General features: G+C 73.9%; 16 protein-coding genes. 10 read left to right on the plus strand and 6 right to left on the minus strand.

All coding sequences use genetic code 11. The features are described from left to right. The first annotated feature begins 1 nt into the window (after window position 1). Together ACFQQL_RS08075 and rfbD are read left to right on the plus strand one after the other, a co-directional pair. A complete protein-coding gene (locus tag ACFQQL_RS08075) occupies window positions 2-637 on the plus strand; it encodes a sulfotransferase family 2 domain-containing protein (RefSeq protein ID WP_382393055.1) in 636 nt (211 codons plus the stop codon). A 2-nt stretch (window positions 638-639) separates the two neighbouring features. Then, the gene (gene rfbD, locus ACFQQL_RS08080; protein ID WP_382393057.1) at window positions 640-1,485 is read left to right on the plus strand and encodes a dTDP-4-dehydrorhamnose reductase; all 846 of its coding nucleotides are present in this window, start codon (window positions 640-642) and stop codon (window positions 1,483-1,485) included. A gap of 34 nt (window positions 1,486-1,519) precedes the next feature. Here the strand turns inward: rfbD and rfbA are convergent, their stop codons facing one another. Together rfbA and ACFQQL_RS08090 are read right to left on the minus strand one after the other, a co-directional pair. Next, window positions 1,520-2,398, minus strand: a complete 879-nt coding sequence (rfbA, locus tag ACFQQL_RS08085; protein WP_382393059.1) for a glucose-1-phosphate thymidylyltransferase RfbA — start codon at window positions 2,396-2,398, stop codon at window positions 1,520-1,522. Between the two features lie 4 nt (window positions 2,399-2,402). Continuing rightward, entirely contained in the window at window positions 2,403-3,116 is a 714-nt protein-coding gene (locus ACFQQL_RS08090) for a TIGR03089 family protein (RefSeq protein ID WP_382393061.1), read from the minus strand. Between the two features lie 164 nt (window positions 3,117-3,280). Here ACFQQL_RS08090 and ACFQQL_RS08095 point away from each other — a divergent pair, with 164 nt between their 5' ends. The 3 genes from ACFQQL_RS08095 to ACFQQL_RS08105 are packed head-to-tail and all read left to right on the plus strand — an operon-like array spanning window position 3,281 to window position 8,998. After that, window positions 3,281-3,619, plus strand: coding sequence for a WhiB family transcriptional regulator (locus ACFQQL_RS08095; protein ID WP_382393063.1), 339 nt, complete (start codon window positions 3,281-3,283; stop codon window positions 3,617-3,619). A 16-nt stretch (window positions 3,620-3,635) separates the two neighbouring features. Next, window positions 3,636-7,166: a glycosyltransferase gene (locus tag ACFQQL_RS08100; protein ID WP_382393065.1), complete on the plus strand. Its 3,531-nt coding sequence runs from the start codon at window positions 3,636-3,638 to the stop codon at window positions 7,164-7,166. Further along, on the plus strand, window positions 7,163-8,998 hold the full coding sequence (locus ACFQQL_RS08105; protein ID WP_382393067.1) for a DUF5719 family protein: 1,836 nt from the start codon (window positions 7,163-7,165) through the stop codon (window positions 8,996-8,998). Before ACFQQL_RS08100 ends, ACFQQL_RS08105 begins: the two co-directional genes overlap by 4 nt. A 17-nt stretch (window positions 8,999-9,015) precedes the next feature. Here ACFQQL_RS08105 and ACFQQL_RS08110 read toward each other — a convergent pair whose 3' ends face one another. After that, window positions 9,016-9,477, minus strand: a complete 462-nt coding sequence (locus ACFQQL_RS08110; RefSeq protein ID WP_382393069.1) for a metallopeptidase family protein — start codon at window positions 9,475-9,477, stop codon at window positions 9,016-9,018. 95 nt (window positions 9,478-9,572) lie between these two features. Here ACFQQL_RS08110 and ACFQQL_RS08115 point away from each other — a divergent pair, with 95 nt between their 5' ends. The 3 genes from ACFQQL_RS08115 to ACFQQL_RS08125 are packed head-to-tail and all read left to right on the plus strand — an operon-like array spanning window position 9,573 to window position 11,159. Beyond that, window positions 9,573-9,986, plus strand: coding sequence for a DUF3499 domain-containing protein (locus ACFQQL_RS08115; RefSeq protein ID WP_382393071.1), 414 nt, complete (start codon window positions 9,573-9,575; stop codon window positions 9,984-9,986). Then, on the plus strand, window positions 9,983-10,198 hold the full coding sequence (locus ACFQQL_RS08120; RefSeq protein WP_382393073.1) for a Trm112 family protein: 216 nt from the start codon (window positions 9,983-9,985) through the stop codon (window positions 10,196-10,198). The genes ACFQQL_RS08115 and ACFQQL_RS08120 overlap by 4 nt, the downstream gene beginning before the upstream one ends. Before the next feature lie 34 nt (window positions 10,199-10,232). Then, window positions 10,233-11,159, plus strand: a complete 927-nt coding sequence (locus tag ACFQQL_RS08125; protein ID WP_382393075.1) for a cation diffusion facilitator family transporter — start codon at window positions 10,233-10,235, stop codon at window positions 11,157-11,159. A gap of 395 nt (window positions 11,160-11,554) precedes the next feature. On the opposite strand, the gene ACFQQL_RS08130 is transcribed toward ACFQQL_RS08125, so the two are convergent. From ACFQQL_RS08130 to ACFQQL_RS08140, 3 genes are read right to left on the minus strand one after another with little or no spacing between them, the layout of a single operon-like run. Next, window positions 11,555-12,490: a glycine betaine ABC transporter substrate-binding protein gene (locus ACFQQL_RS08130; protein ID WP_382393077.1), complete on the minus strand. Its 936-nt coding sequence runs from the start codon at window positions 12,488-12,490 to the stop codon at window positions 11,555-11,557. Window positions 12,491-12,529: 39 nt separating this feature from the next. Continuing rightward, window positions 12,530-13,444 carry an ABC transporter permease gene (locus ACFQQL_RS08135; RefSeq protein ID WP_382393079.1) on the minus strand — a complete coding sequence of 305 codons (915 nt, stop codon included), beginning with the start codon at window positions 13,442-13,444 and terminating at the stop codon, window positions 12,530-12,532. Continuing rightward, on the minus strand, window positions 13,444-14,703 hold the full coding sequence (locus ACFQQL_RS08140; RefSeq protein ID WP_382393081.1) for a quaternary amine ABC transporter ATP-binding protein: 1,260 nt from the start codon (window positions 14,701-14,703) through the stop codon (window positions 13,444-13,446). Before ACFQQL_RS08140 ends, ACFQQL_RS08135 begins: the two co-directional genes overlap by 1 nt. Before the next feature lie 405 nt (window positions 14,704-15,108). Here ACFQQL_RS08140 and ACFQQL_RS08145 point away from each other — a divergent pair, with 405 nt between their 5' ends. Together ACFQQL_RS08145 and ACFQQL_RS08150 are read left to right on the plus strand one after the other, a co-directional pair. Next, a complete protein-coding gene (locus ACFQQL_RS08145) occupies window positions 15,109-16,476 on the plus strand; it encodes a sensor histidine kinase (protein ID WP_382393083.1) in 1,368 nt (455 codons plus the stop codon). A 13-nt stretch (window positions 16,477-16,489) separates the two neighbouring features. Next, complete coding sequence (locus tag ACFQQL_RS08150) at window positions 16,490-17,278, plus strand: response regulator (protein ID WP_382393085.1); 789 nt, start codon at window positions 16,490-16,492, stop codon at window positions 17,276-17,278. Window position 17,279: the final 1 nt, after the last annotated feature.

Genomic DNA, 17,279 nt, shown 5'->3' on the forward strand with positions numbered 1-17,279 from the left:
CATGCCGGTGTTCAGCAAGGGTGACAAGGCCGTCCTGTTCGTCCACGTGCCCAAGGCGGGCGGCTCCGCCCTGGAGAACCTCTTCACCGCCAACGGGTGGGAGATGACGTTCCGCGACGGCAAGACGGGCAAGCACTCGCAGAACTGGTTGCGCTACTGCTCACCGCAGCACCTGCACGCCGAGCCGCTGCGCGCGACGTTCCGGCTGGAGCGCTTCGACGCCATCTTCATGACGGTCCGTGAGCCGCTGGCCCGCTTCCGGTCGGAGTACGCGATGCGCAGCGGGCGCCTCGGCCTGGAGCCGGACGCCGCCTCGGTGGACGCCTGGGCCGACCGGGCGCTGCGGAAGTACGCCGCCGACCACTACGTCCTGGACAACCACCTGCGTCCGCAGTCCGAGTTCCTGCTGCCCGGCAGCCACGTCTACCGGCTCGAGGACGGCCTGGACGCCGTACCGCGGAACCTCAACGCCCTGCACGACCTCGGGCTGCCCGAGGAGGTACCCCGGGTGCGGGAGTCGGGGGGCCGGGGCCTGTCCACCCGCGAGGTCCAGCTCTCCGAGGAGCTCACGGCCCGGCTACGCGCCCTCTACGCCCAGGACGCGAGCGCGTTCGGCTACGCCGGGCCGGAGGGCTGAGGATGCGCTGGCTCGTCACCGGCGCCGCCGGGATGCTCGGCACCGACCTCGTCCGCCGCCTGGCCGAGTCCGGTCACGAGGTGCGTGCGGCGGCCCGTGCAGACCTCGACGTCACGGACGCCGCCGCCGTCGAGCTCGCCGTCCGGGACGTCGACGTCGTCGCCAACTGCGCGGCGTGGACCGCGGTCGACGACGCCGAGGCCGAGGAGGCCGCCGCCTTCCGGCTCAACGCGGTGGCTCCGCAGCTGCTGGCCCGGGCGGCACGGCAGGCCGGATCGCGCCTGGTGCACGTCTCCACCGACTACGTCTTCGACGGCGAGGCGTCCGAGCCGTACGCCGAGGACGCGCCCCTGGCGCCCCGCTCGGCCTACGGACGGACGAAGGCGGCGGGGGAGTGGGCCGTGCGCGCCGAGACGGATGACCACCTGATCGTGCGCACCGCCTGGCTCTACGGCGCCGCTGGCGGGTGCTTCCCGAAGACCATGGCGCGGCTCGCGGGCACCCACCCGACCCTCTCCGTGGTCGCCGACCAGGTCGGGCAGCCGACCTGGACCGCGGACCTCGCCGACCTCCTCGTCCGCCTGCTCGAGGCGGACGCCCCGGCCGGGACCTACCACGGCACCTCGTCCGGCCAGGTCTCCTGGCACGGGTTCACCCGCGAGATCGTCGCCGCGTTGGGCAAGGACCCGGCCATGGTGGAGGAGACGACGTCGGACGCCTTCCCGCGGCCCGCGCCGCGGCCGGCGTACTCGGTGCTGGGCCACGAGGCGCTCGGGCGCGCCGGCGTGACGCCGATCGGTGACTGGGCGGAGCGCTGGCGCGCGGCCGCGCCGGCCGTGCTCGCCTGACCAGGAGCTCGCGGGCCGCGACGGGGCGCCGGGCTCAGGCCCGGGCGCGTCCGTGCGCGAGCAGCCCCAGCAGGTACTCGCCGTAGCCGGACTTGCGCAGCGCCTCGGCCCGCTCGCGCAGGCCGTCGTCGGTGAGGAAGCCACGCCGCCAGGCGACCTCCTCGGGGCACCCGATCTTCAGGCCCTGCCGGGCCTCGACCGTGCGCACGAACGAGGTCGCGTCCGCCAGCGAGTCGAACGTGCCGGTGTCCAGCCACGCCGTGCCGCGCGGCAGCACCTCCACCTTGAGCCGGCCCTGCTCGAGGTAGTGCCGGTTGACGTCGGTGATCTCGTACTCGCCGCGCGCCGAGGGCTGCAGGCCCTTGGCGATCTCGACCACGTCGTTGTCGTAGAAGTACAGGCCGGGGACGGCGTAGGAGCTCTTCGGCCGCTCGGGCTTCTCCTCGAGGGAGAGCGCGGTGAAGCTCTCGTCGAACTCCACCACGCCGTACGCCGTCGGGTCCGAGACGTGGTAGGCGAAGACGGCTCCGCCGTCGATCTCGCCGAAGCGGCCCAGGGTCTGGCCCATGCCGGGCCCGTAGAAGATGTTGTCGCCGAGCACCAGGGCGGCGGAGGAGGAGCCGATGAACTCCTCGCCGAGGACGAACGCCTGGGCGAGCCCGTTGGGCACCTCCTGGACCGTGTAGTCGATCGAGATGCCGAACTGGGAGCCGTCGCCGAGCAGCCGGTGGAACGCCGGTGCGTCGTGCGGCGTGGTGATGACCAGGACGTCCCGGATGCCCGCCAGCATGAGCGTGGTCAGCGGGTAGTAGATCATCGGCTTGTCGTAGACGGGCACGAGCTGCTTGCTGATGCCCTGCGTGATGGGGTGCAGCCGGGTGCCGGAGCCGCCGGCCAGGATGATGCCTCGCATGCGTCTACTCTGCCGCATCGACCCGGTGGTCCACCCGTTCGTCGGCGCTGACCCGGTCCAGCAGGCCCCGGTCCGCACCGGGCGGCACGAGCACCACGGACCCGCCGGCGAGCCACACAGCTAGGGCCTGGCGGAGCAGCGTCGTGACGTCCTCGGGGGTCAGCAGCGCCCGGCCGTGGGAGCCGTCGCCGGCCCACGCCCCGAGGGTGTCGAAGGTCACCTCGCCCCACGCGGGGTCCTCGCCGGCGGGCGTGCGGACCGGTCCGAGCACGTCCGCCTGGCCGAGCGTCTCGGCCGCGGCGTCGACGGCTCCCGGCGGTAGCACCGGGCCGTCCCAGGACATGGCCAGGGCGGGCAGCGGCACGGCCAGCAGCAGGTCCGCGTCCGGCGCGGCCTCCGGTGCCGCGGTGACGACCACGTCAGCGGCGTCGTCCGGCACGACGGCGAGGCGTGCCCCGGTCGTCCAGCTCGCCAGCGCCCACACCACGGTGCGCCAGTGCACCGGCAGGTCCAGGACGACGGCGGTCCCGGGTCCGGAGTCGGCCTCGGTCACGAGCAGGTTGGCGGCCTTGGTCACCCAGTTGGCCAGCACCCGCCCGGACAGCTCGACGCGCTCGTCGCCATCGGGCCCGGCGGCGTACCAGGTCAGCCGGGGCAGCGTGCCGGCGGCGGCGAAGGACGCCAGGAGCCGGCCGGGCAGAGTGTCGGGAGGGGCCATGGGGCGAGGGTACGGTGGTCGCAGAGACGACGAACCCCGCGGGACGGCCGCACCGCCGCGGCGCAGCCCCGTATCTCTGCGTATATCACTCCCGGGCTTGACTCCCACGGATGACACGCGTGTAATTCACAGTGGGAGTGACCGAAGGACGAGGGGGATAGACCGTGTGGAACATTCTGGGTGACGGTCCGCTGACCTTCGGGATGCCGGCGGACGAGGAGCAACAGGCTCCGCTCGGCTCGGACGTCCTGCGTCTGCTGGCGCAGGAGGACGCCGACGAGGGTGCCCTGGCGTGGCAGGACCGTGCCCTGTGCGCCCAGACCGACCCCGAGGCCTTCTTCCCGGAGAAGGGTGGCTCGACCCGCGAGGCGAAGCGGGTGTGCACGTCCTGCGAGGTGCGTGCGGAGTGCCTCGAGTACGCCCTGTCCAACGACGAGCGCTTCGGCATCTGGGGCGGGCTGTCCGAGCGCGAGCGACGCAAGCTCAAGCGCCGAGCAGTCTGAGCCGACCGCCCCGTCGATGGCGGCTTCGTCCACCGTGCCCTCGCGACCGACGACGCTCGCCGTCGTGGTCAGCGCAGGTGTCTCCACCTACCTGCCGCGCACGCTGAGGGCGCTGACCGCGCAGACCCATCACCCCGACGTCGTCCTCGTCGTCGACGTCGGCGCCGCCGGCCGCGAGGTGGGTACGGGGGTCCCCGTCCACGAGGCCGTCACGGAGGCCGGGCTCGAGGACGTCACACGGGTCCGGGTCGTCCACGCGCCGGAGGCCACGACGTTCGGCGAGGCGGTCCGTCTGGGGCTCGAGGGCTATCACGCCCTCGTGGAGCGGGCTGCCCGGCGCGCCCGGAAGCGGGAGGCGACGGGTGGCTGGTCGGGCGTCACCGGCGAGCTCAACCCGGTCACCACGGGCGAGATGCGGGCCGTCGGGGTCGGTGGCGCGGTGCCCGAGGCGGGACCGGAGTGGCTCTGGCTGCTGCACGACGACTCCGCGCCCGCACCGGAGGCCCTCGACCGGCTGCTGCACGTCGCGGAGTCGGGACGGTCCGTCGCGATCGCCGGCGCCAAGCAGCGGGACTGGCACCACCCGGACCGGTTGCTCGAGGTCGGCACCCGGGTCACCCGCACCGCCCGTCGCGTCCCGGACATCGAACCCGGCGAGATCGACCAGGGACAGCACGACCACCGAGAGGACGTCCTCGCCGTCGGCATCGCCGGGGCGCTGGTCCGCCACAGCGTGTGGGACGAGCTGGAGGGCACCGACCCGGCGCTCGGCCCGTTCGGCGACGGCCTCGAGCTGAGCCGGCGAGCCCGGCTCGCCGGGCACCGCGTCGTCGTGGTGCCCACCGCGGTCGTCTTCCACGCCCGCGCCTCCTACCTGGGGCTGCGCGGCGGCGGGCCACTGGTCTCCCACGGCCCCGACGACGTGCCGGACCCCCGCCGGTCCTACCTCCAACGGCGCCGGGCGCAGATCCACAACGCACTCCTCGCCGCCGGGGCACCTGCGGTGCCGTTCCTGGCCGTGTGGTTCCTCCTGCTGGGGGCTCTGCGCTCGCTGTGGCGGGTCACGACCAAGGAGCTCGGCCTCGCCGGCGCCGAGCTGGGTGCGCCACTCGCGGTCCTCGCCCAGCCGGGCGAGATCTGGCGCGCGCGACGGCGCGTCGCCCGGACCCGACGCATCCCGGCCCGCGCCCTGACCTCGTTGCACGCCCGCGCCGCCGAGATCCGGAACGCGAAGCGGGACGTCCGCCGCAGCCAGATCGCGGCCCGGAAGGCCGCCTCGGCGCCGAGCGAGCTGGAGATCGCGGAGCGTGCCGCACTCGCCCGCCGACGGCGGATCACCGGCAGCGCCGTGCTGGTCCTGCTCGTCGCCGTCGGGATCCTCGCGTACGCCGACCTGGTCGTCGCCGGGCCGCTGACCGGTGGCGCGCTGCGTCCCCTCGACGTGGGTGCGGGCGAGCTGTGGTCGCTCGCCCGGTCGGACTGGGTGGTGCACGCGGACGGCCGCCCCGGCCCGGTGGACCCCCTGCTGCAGGTGCTCGCCGTCGCCATGCTGCCGCTGGCTCCGTTCGGCGCCTCCGCACACGTGCTGCTCACGACCCTCGTCGTCCTCTCCGTCCCGCTCGCCGGCCTCGGGGCGTGGTTCGCGGCCGGCGCCGCGTCCCGGTCCGTCGGGCTGCGCTCCCTGGCCACCGTGGCCTGGGCGTTCTCCCCGGTCCTGCTGCTGGCGGGAGGGCAGGGACGCGTCGGGCCCCTCCTCGCGCACGCCCTGCTGCCCTTGGTCGCCCTCGGCGTCGCGCGCGCCGTAGCCGTGGACCGCCGCGACGAGATCCTCTCCGGCATGGTCGGGGCGCAGCGCACCGAGCGGGCCAGGGCCGTCGAGGCCGCCCGCCGCGCGGGCACGGCACCGCCCCCGGAGCCGGGCACCGAGCTGAGCCGCCGTACCCGCGCCGGGTCGATCGCCTCGGGTGCCGGCGCCGCCCTCGCGCTCGCCGCGGCGGCCGCGGCAGCACCCGTGATCCTGCCGGCCGCCGTCGTCGTGGTCGTCCTGATGGCGCTCGTGGTGCCCCGCCGGCGGCTGGTGCTCCTCGCCGTGCCGATCCCCGCCGTGGTCCTGCTGGGGCCGCTGCTGGTGGCCGCCAGCCGTGACGTCGAGGGCGGTACCTGGCGGCTCCTCCTCGGCGGCGGGGTGCCGTACGCCGCCGGGGCTCCGGGCGACTCCTGGCTGCCGCTGCTGGGTTGGCCGTCCCGGCCGGTGCCCTTCCCCGTGCCCGACGGCGGGACGGGGGCCGTGGCCCTGCTGGCCCAGTACGGCATGCTCGCCGGCGGAGCGACGCTGCTCCTGGGCGCCTGCCTCGCGCTCCTGCGCGGGACACGGCGTGCGCTCGCGGTCCGTGGTGGCTGGCTGGTCGCCCTCGTCGGGCTGGTCCTGGCGCTGGTCGCGGTGCGCACCGATGTCGGCGTCGGGACAGGCCTGGACGGCATGACCCAGCTCGTGCGGGCCTGGCCGGGGCCGGCCGTCTCGCTCGTCGTGCTCGGCCTGCTGACCGCGGTGGTCGCCGCGGGCGACGGGCTGCGGCACGCGCTGGCGACCCGGAGCTTCGGCTGGCTGCAGGTCGGGACCAGCGTGCTGGCGGCCGTCGTCGCCGCCGGTCCGGTACTCACGGCCGTGGGCTGGGTCGTGGCGCTGCGCACGGCCGAGGAGGGACGGCCGAGCGAGCTGCTCGCCGTCCACGGGCGCGGCGCCCCGCCGGTCCCCGCCGTCGCCGCCGAGATGCAGGGCTCGCCCGACCGCTCGCGGGTGCTGGCGCTCGTCCCGAGCGGCACCGGGGTCCGTGCCGAGATCTGGCGCGACGCCGGACCCCAGCTCAGCGAGCCGAGCGCCACCGGATCCCTGGCCGACCTCGCGGCCCGCGCCGGCGGTGCCGCCGACCCCGCGGAGCGCGAGATCGCCGAGCTCGTCGCGGCGACGGCGGTCGGCGCGGGTGAGGGTGTCGGGCAGGTGCTGGGCGACCACGCGATCGGCGTCGTCCTCGTCCCGCACGAGGCGACGTTCGTCCCCGCCGGCACCGAGCCGACGACGGCGGAGCGGTCCGCGCTCGTCGAGCGCCTGGACAACACGGCGGGGCTGGAGCGGGTCACCGAGAACGAGTCCGGCGCTGTCTGGCGGGTTGCGCGCTCGGGGGCGGACTCCGCGGACTCGGTGGCCCGGGCACGTGTGGTCGACGCCGACGGGGCCTGGCTGCACGACGTCGCGGCCGACGTCGTGGGGACCAGGACAGACGTCTCCGAAGGGCCGGAGGGGCGGCGCCTCGTGCTCGCCGAGCGCGCCGACCCGGGTTGGCGCGCCTGGTACGACGGAGAGGCGCTGCGGGCCACCACCGCCGGGTGGCGCCAGGCGTTCGAGCTGCCGCCGGAGAACGGGACGCTGACGGTCTCCTACACCTCGCCCTCCTCGACGCTGTGGGCCTGGGCGCAGGCCGTGGTGATCGGTCTCACGGTGCTGCTCGCGCTGCCGGTGCGGCGGCGACGGACGGAGGTGGACACGTGACGCGCGACGAGCGGGACGAGGTGCCCGAGCAGCAGCCCGAGCCGAACGACCCGGCCGGCTCACCCACGCCCGAGCCGGACGAGGGCTCTCGCACCGCTGCGGACCCCGGCGACGCGGCCGAGGACACCCGGGACGAGGCCGAGGAGACCCGCGGCGCGGCCGAGGAGACCGACCGCGCCCCCGGGGACACCGACGACGGCGCTCCCGAGCCTGCCGTGGCGCCCGCTGATCCGGACGAGGCGCCGACGGATGGCCCCACCGCGGAGAGCCCGACCGCGGATCGCCCGTCCGGGCGGGTGGGCGTGATGGCCGTCCTGCGTGGCTTCGGCCTGGCCGTCACGGCCGTCGTCGTCCTCGCGGCGGCCGGCGGGATCGTCATCGCGGCGGAGAACGACCCACCACCCGAACCGGAGCAGGTCTCCGCGTCCCCGGTCGACGTGCCGGCCGGGCCCCTCACCCAGGTCTGTGCCGGTCCGGCCGAGCTCACCACCGGCGAGGGGATGGGCGTCGACCCTGCGCTGGACCCGGCGGACGTCGAGCCGCACGGTCTCACCAGGATCCTCACCCTGCCGCGCGCCGACGGGCGCGCGCCCGAGGGCACCTACGTGCCGATCGGCGGCGAGGCCGAGGACCTGGCGCCGGCCGGCCAGGTCGGGCGCCTCGGGATCACGGACCCGGATCGCGGCGGCATCCTGACCGCCGAGCCGGTCGGCGACGTCGCGGCGCTGGCTGCCGGCGCCACGGTGACCCGCACCAACGCCGGCGACCTGCGCGGCCTGGCCGCCGCGGCCTGCCAGACGCCCGCATCGACCACCTGGCTGGTGGGCGGCGGCACCGACCTCGGCCAGAGCAGCCAGCTCGTGCTCACCAACACCGGGCAGACCCCGGCGACGGTGCGCGCGACCATGTGGACGTCCCTGGGTGTCGCGGACGCGCCGCGGCTCAGCGAGATCGCCATCGCTCCCGGGGAGCAGGTCGAGGTCCTGCTCGAGGGGGTCGCGGCCGGGGACCCGTCGCTCGCGTTGCGTGTGGACGCCGCGGGCGGACAGGTCGCCGCCCGGCTGCAGGACCTCCAGCTCGACGGCCTGGTCTCGGCCGGACTCGACCACGTGACGACGGCCGCACCGCCCGGCCTGCGGAGGGTGGTCCCCGGCGTGGTGCTCGGCGAGTCCGACATCGACGACGCCGTCGCCTCCCAGCTCCGTCTGGTCAACCCGGGCGAGGAGGAGGCCACCGCACGGGTGCGGCTCCTCGGCGCGGACGGCCCGGTCGACGTCCCCGGCGCCGAGGAGGTCGTGCTCGACCCGGGAACGACCCTCGACCTGACCCTGGCCGGCATCCCGGCCGGCGCCTACTCGGTCGAGATCACCTCCGACCGGCCGGTGACCGGCGGGGTGGTCCTCACCCGGATCGGGCAGGCCGGCGAGATCGACCCGGACGTCCCGCCGGTCGAGCGGGCCTGGACCGCTGCGGCGGAGCCCGCGGCGGCAGGAATCCTCCAGACGCCGACCTCCGAGGGCGTCGTGGACGGCGCGACGCTCGTGCTGAGCAACCCGGGTGAGGACGACGTCGAGGTGTCGCTGACGCCGGTGACGGAGCAGGGCGAGACCGGTGAGCCCGAGACGGTGACCGTGCCCGCGGGCAGCACGCTCACCCGCGACGCGGCGGCGCTCAACGACGGTGGGCCGGCCGTCGTCGTCCGCAGCGACGGAGGTGGGGTCGTGGCCTCGACGCTGCTCACCGCGGACGGCGCGGACGGGGAGCTGCTCAGCGTGCTGCCGATGACGCCGGACGCCCACGAGTCCCGGTCGGTCCGGGTCGACGTCGGCTGAGCGAGCTCCTCGCCCGCTCAGTCCGCCGGGTAGCCGGGGTCGATGTCCTCGGGGTCGCGGTCGAGCATGCCGGCGACCTGCTCCACGAGCACCATGCGCACCAGCGCCTCCGTCTCGTCCGAGTCCTCGGCGCGGGCCAGCAGCGGCCGGCGGTACACGACGATCCGGTCCGTGAGGCCGGCCGCGCTGTCGCCGGGGAAGTACCGGCCCAGCGCGATCGTGCGGCGCTCCCACGGCGCCGGGTCCGACGGCGGGACTTCCTCGACCGCGAACTCGACGCCGGCGAGCTCGGTGGGAAAGCGCTTCTCGAGATGACGCACCGTGCGCAGCACGACGTCGTCGAAGCGGTCCATCCGGGTCCGCCAGGCCGGAAGGCCAGGCGGGATCAGGGGGCCGCGCAGGCCACGGCCCCGCCGGTCGCGACGCCGTGCGGCACGCCGCGCGGGGACGGCCGGGACGGAGGGCTGCGATCCGGTCATCCGACAGAGCCTAACGAGCCCGGTGCGGTCGGCGGTGCCCGTGGCACGGCGTGGATGTCTGCGTCGTGCCGGTCTCGCGCGGTAGCGTCGGGGCCGTGAGAGCCGTTCGCCAGTGCACGCGGTCCGCGTGCGACCGTGCCGCCGTCGCGACGTTGACGTACGTGTACGCGGACTCCACGGCGGTGCTCGGCCCGCTGTCCTCGTCCGCGGAGCCGCACGCCTACGACCTGTGCGAGGTCCACGCGGAGCGCCTCACCGTCCCGCGTGGCTGGGACGTGGTCCGGCTGGCCACCGAGTTCGTCGCCGCGCCGCCGTCCGACGACGATCTCGTCGCCCTGGCGAACGCGGTCCGCGAGGCCTCCCGCTCCACGCCGCAGGCGAGCCCGCCGGCCCACCGGCCGGGACCGACGGACCCGGCGCCCGTCACGCACCGCCTGCCCGAGCCCTCCGCCGACGGCGAGATCGGTCGCCGTGGCCACCTGCGGGTCCTCCAGGGCGAGAGCGAGTGAGCGCCGTGAGCTCGGCGAGCCGCACGCCCGGGGTCGATCCCTGGGTCCGCCATGTGTTGCGCTGCCCGGTGACCGGCGCCGAGCTGGAGGACGGGACCGGGCCCGACGGCGGACCGGAGCTCGTCTCGACGAGCGAGGTCAACAAGCTCGCCTACCCGGTTCGCGACGGCATCCCGATCCTGCTGGAGTCCGAGGCGCGTCCGGTGCCGTAGCCTGTCCCCGGCACATCGCACGGAGGGGACTGGAATGGCAGCCGGTGGGGGAACACGAGCGATCGTCGCGGCACTCGCGGCGAACATGGGCATCGCCGTCGCAAAGTTCGTCGGCTGGCTCCTGACCGGTTCGAGCTCGATGCTCGCCGAGGGGGTCCACTCGGTGGCGGACTCCTCCAACCAGGCGCTGCTCCTCGTCGCGGGCAGGCGGGCACAGCGCAAGGCCTCGGACGTCCACCAGTTCGGCTACGGCCGCGTCCGGTACGTCGCCGCCTTCATCGTCTCGATCGTCCTGTTCACCCTCGGCGGCCTGTTCGCGCTGTACGAGGCGTGGCACAAGTACTCCGACCCGCATCCCATCACGTCCTGGCAGTGGGTTCCGGTGACGGTCCTCGTCGTCGCCATCGTCTTCGAGTCGCTCGCCATGCGGCAGGCGATCAAGGAGGCGAACCACGTGCGCGGGAAGAACTCGATCTGGCGGTACATCAAGATCAGCCGCTCGCCCGAGATCCCGACGATCCTCCTCGAGGACACCGGCGCCCTCGTCGGACTGATCTTCGGACTGTTCGGCGTCGGCATGACCCTGGCCACCGGCGACGGCCGCTGGGACGCCGTCGGCTCCGCGGCGATCGGCGTGCTGCTCGTGGTCATCGCCGTCTTCCTCGGCCGCGAGATGATCTCGATGCTCATCGGCGAGTCTGCGCTCCCGGAGCATCACCGGGCCATGGAGCAGGCCCTGGCCGGAGAAGGCATCGAGGAGGTCGTCCAGATGCGGACGCTGCACATCGGCCCGGACGAGGTGCTCGTGGCCGCGAAGGTCAAGGTCGCCGCCGATGCGACCGGCGAGCAGGTCTCCAAGGTGATCGACGCGGCCGAGGCCCGGGTGCGGGACGCCGTGCCGCTGACGGTGGTCAGCTACGTCGAGCCCGACCTGCACGACGTCGCACCTGCCTCCGCCTGAGCTGGGCGGACGGAGGCTGGCCGCCCGGGTCGTGCCTTGCCGAGGCGATCCCTCAGCTTCAACCTGAGCGATCGCCGTCGTCCTGGCCGTCGCCGAGGTCACGCTGCGGTACTGGTGGTACCACGTGGCGATCACACCCTGCGAGGTGGCGCGACAGGTCGTCCAGGGGTTGCGCGCCGGCGCCTGGCAGGGCACGCCCCGTGCCTGCGGGCCGACGTGCGCCGTCCGGGACCTCTTCTGACGTCAGGTCTCCCACGGTCGAGGACTTCTCACAGGTTGTGGCTGAGAGATCCACTCGCGAGGTCCGGCCCTCGGCGGGAGCCGGAGCCGGACAGACCGGTGGCCCGCAGCCGCGGGCTGCGGGCCACCGCGTCGGTGCGGGTCGGTGCCGCTGGTCAGTTCTCCAGCGCGGGCACGACGTCGGGATTCTCCTCCAGGAACGCCTGGACGCCGGCGGCCGGGTCACCCTCGTGCTCGACGGCGACCAGCTCCTCGAGCGCACCGTACTGGGTGTCGTCGAGCGTCAGCCCGCCGACCCACTCGGCGACCTCCGGGAACTCCTCGGAGAAGCCGGTGGGGGCCAGGAAGTGCAGGCCCTCCGGCTCGCCCATGGCGCCCTCCGGGTCCTCCAGGTCGCGTACCGGGTACTCGGCGTTCGCCCAGAACGGCCGCCACAGCGTGACGACGATGTCCTCCTCGTTGTCGATGGCCGTCTCGAGCTCGGTGAGCATCGCCGTCGTCGAGGAGGTCTCCAGGGTGAAGCCGGCCTCGTCCAAGCCGTAGGTGGGGATCGCGCTGTCCTCCACCACTCCGGTCAGGCCGGCGCCCGGCTCGATGCCGACGATGCGCCCCTCGAACATGTCGACGTTGTCGGCGAGTTCGGCGATGGAGTCGACCTCGGTGTACTCCGGCACCGCCATGGTCAGCACGGCGCCGTCGTAATAGGTGCCGAGGTCCTCGATGTCGTCGCCGTACTGCTCCATGTACGAGGCGTGGGTCACCTCGGGCCACGCCGACGGATAGATGTCGACGTCGCCCTCCGCCAGGCCGGTGTAGAGCACGCCCGGCTCGTTGATCTCCTGGTGCTCGACGGTGTAGCCGGCCTCGGTGAGGAAGTGGTCGAGGAGGTAGGCGGTGCTCAGCCCGTCGGTCCAGGACGGGATGTAGCCCAGCGTGATGGTCTGGTCTCCATCGCCGTCGCCACCGTCACCGCCACCGCCACCTCCGCCGCCCTCCCCGCCGCCGTTGCCGCAGGCGGCGAGGCTCACGCCGGCCGCCGTGGCGGCGACCATGGCGGCCGCCCGGCGGCGCTTTGTGCTGTGGGTTCTCATCTGGGTTCCCTTCCTTGTCGCAGTTCGTGGGGCGGCCGGCTAACGGGCACCGGCCGGCACCGCCCGACGTGCGCGGCCGTGGTTCTCTGCCCGGCGGCGCAGGACGATGTCGCGCAATGACCGGCCGGTGGGCTGGCCGATGGCGCTGGTGATGCGGTCCAGGAAGATGGCGAGGATCACGACGGCGAGCCCGGCCTCGAAGCCCTGGGCGACGTCGATCCGGGCGATGGACTGCACGACCTCGTCGCCGAGTCCGCCGCCGCCGACGAGGCCGGCGATGACCGCCATCGACAGCGCGAGCATGATGACCTGGTTGACGCCGGCCATGATGGTCGGCATCCCGAGCGGCAGCTGGATGCCGCGCAGGATCTGGCCGGGCGTGCCGCCGAACGCCTCGCCGGCCTCGACGGTCTCCTTGTCCACCTGCCTGATGGCCAGCTCGGTGAGCCGGACGCCGGGCGCCAGCGCGAAGATGATGGTCGCGAAGACGCCCGGCGCCACCCCGATGCCGAAGAAGATGACCACCGGCACCAGGTAGACGAAGCCCGGCATGGTCTGCATGAAGTCCAGGACCGGCCGGACGACGGCGCTGACCGCGTCGTTCCTCGCCGCCAGGATGCCGACCGGGATCCCGATCACAAGCGCGATCACCGTCGCGACGAGCACCAGGGACAGGGTCTCCATCGCCGGCTCCCACATCTCCATACTGCCGATCAGCAGCATGGAGACCAGCGTGACGATCGCGAAGAGCCACGAGCGCAGCACGAACGCGAGCAGCGTGAAGACCGCGACCGTGACCAGCATCGGCAGCAGCAGGAGCAGTCCTGCGAGGCCCTCGACGAGGAAGCTCAGAAACTCCGCGACGGCGTCGAGCGGCCCTTCGAGGTTCTCCTTGACCCAGTCGACGCCGTCCGCGACGACGTCACCGATCGGGATCCGGGGCAGCGGGGTCATCAGCGGGCTCCTGCCGTGTCGAGGGCGGTCTCGCCGTCGGTGCCGGTGCGCGCCGCGCCGTCGGTACCGGGCCGCGCGGCGCCGTCGCTCGGGGGACCGGACAGTGCGCTCAGCAGGGTGACCCGGGGGATGACGCCCTCGAGGCGGCCCTCGTGGTCGGTCACGGCCAGGGGCGCCCGGGTGGCCGCCGCGTGATGGAAGAGGTCGGCGAGCGCGGTGTCCGGGGAGACGGAGACGATCCCGTCCTGGGACAGCGGCAGGCGCTCGGTGCCCCGGCGCACCGCGTCGGCGATGTCCTCCTCCCAGACCACCCCGGCGACCCGGCGGTCACGACCCACCACCAGCAGGGAGGACGTCTGGTGCTCGCGCATGAGCTTGTGCGCGGCGCGGGGGCCGGACTCGGGGCCCACCACGGCCACCGGTCGTTCCATGACGATGCCGGCCGTGAGGACCCGCGTCCGGTCCACGTCCGCGACGAACTGGGCCACGTAGTCGGTGGCGGGCTCGTTGAGGATCTGCTCGGCGGTGCCGATCTGCACGATCCGCCCGTCGCGCATCATGGCGATCCGGTCGCCGAGCCGCATCGCCTCGTTGAGGTCGTGGGTGATGAACAGGATCGTCTTGCCCAGATCGGCCTGGAGCTCCAGCAGCTGGTCCTGCATCTCCTTGCGGATGAGCGGGTCCAGCGCACTGAACGCCTCGTCCATCAGCAGCACGTCCGTCCCGGCCGCCAGCGCGCGCGCGAGCCCGACGCGCTGGCGCATGCCGCCGGAGAGCTCGGACGGCAGGGAGCCGCCCCAGCCTCCGAGCCCGACCATGCCCAGCGCCTCCTCGGCCCGGGTCTCGCGTTCCGCCCGCGCCACGCCGCGCAGCTCGAGCGCGTACGCGGCGTTCTCACCGACGGTGCGGTGCGGCAGCAGCGCGAAGTGCTGGAAGACCATGCTCACCTTGGAGCGCCGGATCTCCCGCAGCCCCGCGGGGGAGAGGTGGGTGACGTCCTGGCCGTCCAGCCGCATGATCCCGTCGGTCGGCTCCAGCAGCCCGTTGACCATCCGGATCAGGGTCGACTTCCCGGACCCGGACAGTCCCATGACCACGAAGGTCTCGCCGGGCTGAACCTCGAAGCTGGCGTCGATGACGGCGGCCGTGCCGAGACCCCTGACCTCGTCGCGGCTCGCGCCGCCCTTGAGACGCCGGACGGCCTCGCCGGACCGCCGTCCGAAGACCTTGTAGACGTGCTCCGCACTGATGGCGCTCACATTCACCTCGACTCATCCACGGCCGCGGCGCCACGTGCTCGAGACGCCCCGGGGGTCTGGACATGCGTCACCTGTCCGATCGGGGAGCGACCGGGTGTGCGGCACGACGCGAGACAGCCCGCGGACCACCCTGACACCTGCGGGGCCGGCGAAGCACCAACCATTGACACATTGTTGAGTGTTGCCGATCCGCATGCTGGTGCGGAAAACTCGCGGTATACCCGGTCCGGATCGTTATCAGTTTGCAATGGCTCATTGATGATTGCTTGACCATAGCAGCGACGGGCGTGCCCCCGAGCCGCCGTCGCCTCCTGTGGAGAACGAGCGGATCTCCTCCGCGCGACGGGCACGTATCCGTCTGCAGACGGAGGTCCCGGCACTCGGTCCTCACTACCCTGGACGTCCATGGCCACCGACGTGACGCCGGGAAAGCTCACCGCCTGGCTGAACGACCCGGCCGAGCCCCACTGGGAGCGCCCGCGCCCGGACGGCGCCGACATGCGCAAGGACGTCCTCGGCACCGCGATCTTCATGCTCGTGGGCCTCGGGATGATCGTCCTCACCAAGAGCATGGGCATGCGCGTCGAGGAGGAAGAGGCCTGGCGGGCCTACGCCGCGACCGCCGCCATGATCGCGCCGCTGGCCCTGCGCCGCCGGTTCCCGATCACCGTGCTGCTCGTCGCGAGCGGGCTGTTCGTCGGCCTGTCCTACCTCAGCGCCGAGGCCAGCGTGCTCATGCCGTTCCAGGTGGCGTACTTCGCGGCCCTCTACGCCGCGGTCGCGTGGGCGCCGGACCGCCGCCTGCTGTGGCTGGCGCTCGGGCTGGTGCTGCTCGCCATGGCCCTCTGGATCATCATGGCGTTCACGACGGCGTCCGCCGCCGACGAGTTCGGGCTCGGACAGGCGGACCAGGCGGAGGGGCCGCTCGGGCAGATCACCGCCGCCGTGCTCTACAACACCGTCATGAACTTCGCGTACTTCGGCGGCGCGATCCTCTTCGGCCGGAACTCGTGGCGCTCGGCACTCCAGCGCTCGCGCCTCGTCGCCCAGACCGACCGGGTGCGGGAGCAGGCCGGCGAGCTGGCCCGTAGGGCGGTCGTGGACGAACGGCTGCGGATCGGCCGCGAGCTGCACGACGTCGTCGCCCACCACATCGCCGTCATCGGCATCCAGGCCGGTGCGGCCCGCCGTGTCCTGGGCAAGGACCCCGCCGCCGCATCACAGGCCCTGCGCACGGTCGAGGGTTCCAGCCGCGACGCGGTGTCCGAGATGCGCTCGCTCCTCGGCGTGCTGCGCAGCGAGACCGACACCCGGGTCGACCGCGCGCCCGAACCCGACCTCCGGGACCTGGCGCGGCTGGAGGTCGAGTACCGCGAGTCCGGCCTCGCGGTCGAGTTCCACCGGGCGGAGGACCGGCCCGGTGACCTCGACGACGTCCCGGCCCCGCTCGCGCTGTCCGTATACCGCACCGTCCAGGAGTCCCTCGCCAACGTCCTGCGTCACTCGACGGCCGGCACCGCGCTCGTCACGCTCCGCACCGGACGCGACGACGCCACGACGGCGGAACGGCCCGGCTGGGTCGAGGTCGAGGTCGTCGACGACGGCCGGCCCCGATCCGGTACGGCCGGCTCGGGCTTCGGGCTGCGCGGCATCCGGGAGCGCGTCGGGCTGCACGGCGGCGAGGCGGAGATCGGCCCGCGCCGCACCGGCGACGGGTGGCGCGTCCGGGCCCGCTTCGCCGTGCGCGTGCGCGAGGCCGCACCCATCGCCTGAGACCGGGAGAACCATGTCTGCACCCGTGCGCGTCCTCATCGTCGACGACCAGTCCCTGGTCCGTTCCGGCTTCGCCATGGTCCTGTCCGTCGAGGACGACATCGAGGTCGTCGGGCAGGCCGCGGACGGCGAGCAGGCGCTGAGCTCGCTGCGGTCCACGCCCGCGGACATCGTCCTCATGGACGTCCAGATGCCCGTCATGGACGGCATCACCGCGACCCGGCAGGTGGTCGCCCAGGACCTGGCCAAGGTCATCATCCTGACCACGTTCGACCGGGAGGACTACCTCTTCGACGCCCTGGCCGCCGGCGCCAGCGGGTTCCTGCTGAAGAACGCCGACCCCGAGGACCTCGTGGAGGCCGTCCGGGCGGTCGCCAACGGGCACGCCCTGCTGGCGCCGGAGGTGACCGTCCGGGTCATCGCCCGGCTGGCCGCTGCCGGCCGGCCCGCCCCGTCGTCCGGTGGCCCGCCGGACGATGCCGCGACCTCGCACACGCCGACGGGCACCGCGCCGTCGCACACGGTGCCTTCGGTCGGCGCCACGACATCTGCCGACGGCCCCGCGGCCGCCGTGCCCGATCCCGGCGCCACCGCCGCCGTCGGCGACCTCACCGCGCGGGAGCGGGAGGTGCTCGCCCTCATGGCGGACGGGCTGTCCAACACCGAGATCGCCCAGCGTCTCTTCCTCGGGGAGTCCACCGTCAAGACGCACGTCTCGCACATCCTCACCAAGACGGACTCGCGGGACCGGGTCCAGGCGGTCGTGCTGGCGCACCGGGCCGGCCTGGCCCGCCAGGACTGAC

Origin of the sequence: Georgenia alba (genome assembly GCF_042665525.1) — a bacterium.
GTDB classification, from domain to species: Bacteria; Actinomycetota; Actinomycetes; order Actinomycetales; family Actinomycetaceae; genus Allobogoriella; species Allobogoriella alba.

Coding starts and splice junctions, on each gene's coding strand:
- ACFQQL_RS08090 (WP_382393061.1), bottom strand. CDS start 3,116: ATGGCCCCTCCCGACACTCTGCCCGGCCGGCTCCTGGCGTCCTTCGCC.
- ACFQQL_RS08150 (WP_382393085.1), top strand. CDS start 16,490: ATGTCTGCACCCGTGCGCGTCCTCATCGTCGACGACCAGTCCCTGGTC.
- ACFQQL_RS08100 (WP_382393065.1), top strand. CDS start 3,636: ATGGCGGCTTCGTCCACCGTGCCCTCGCGACCGACGACGCTCGCCGTC.
- rfbD (WP_382393057.1), top strand. CDS start 640: ATGCGCTGGCTCGTCACCGGCGCCGCCGGGATGCTCGGCACCGACCTC.
- rfbA (WP_382393059.1), bottom strand. CDS start 2,398: ATGCGAGGCATCATCCTGGCCGGCGGCTCCGGCACCCGGCTGCACCCC.
- ACFQQL_RS08135 (WP_382393079.1), bottom strand. CDS start 13,444: ATGACCCCGCTGCCCCGGATCCCGATCGGTGACGTCGTCGCGGACGGC.
- ACFQQL_RS08125 (WP_382393075.1), top strand. CDS start 10,233: ATGGCAGCCGGTGGGGGAACACGAGCGATCGTCGCGGCACTCGCGGCG.
- ACFQQL_RS08075 (WP_382393055.1), top strand. CDS start 2: ATGCCGGTGTTCAGCAAGGGTGACAAGGCCGTCCTGTTCGTCCACGTG.
- ACFQQL_RS08145 (WP_382393083.1), top strand. CDS start 15,109: ATGGCCACCGACGTGACGCCGGGAAAGCTCACCGCCTGGCTGAACGAC.
- ACFQQL_RS08110 (WP_382393069.1), bottom strand. CDS start 9,477: ATGACCGGATCGCAGCCCTCCGTCCCGGCCGTCCCCGCGCGGCGTGCC.
- ACFQQL_RS08130 (WP_382393077.1), bottom strand. CDS start 12,490: ATGAGAACCCACAGCACAAAGCGCCGCCGGGCGGCCGCCATGGTCGCC.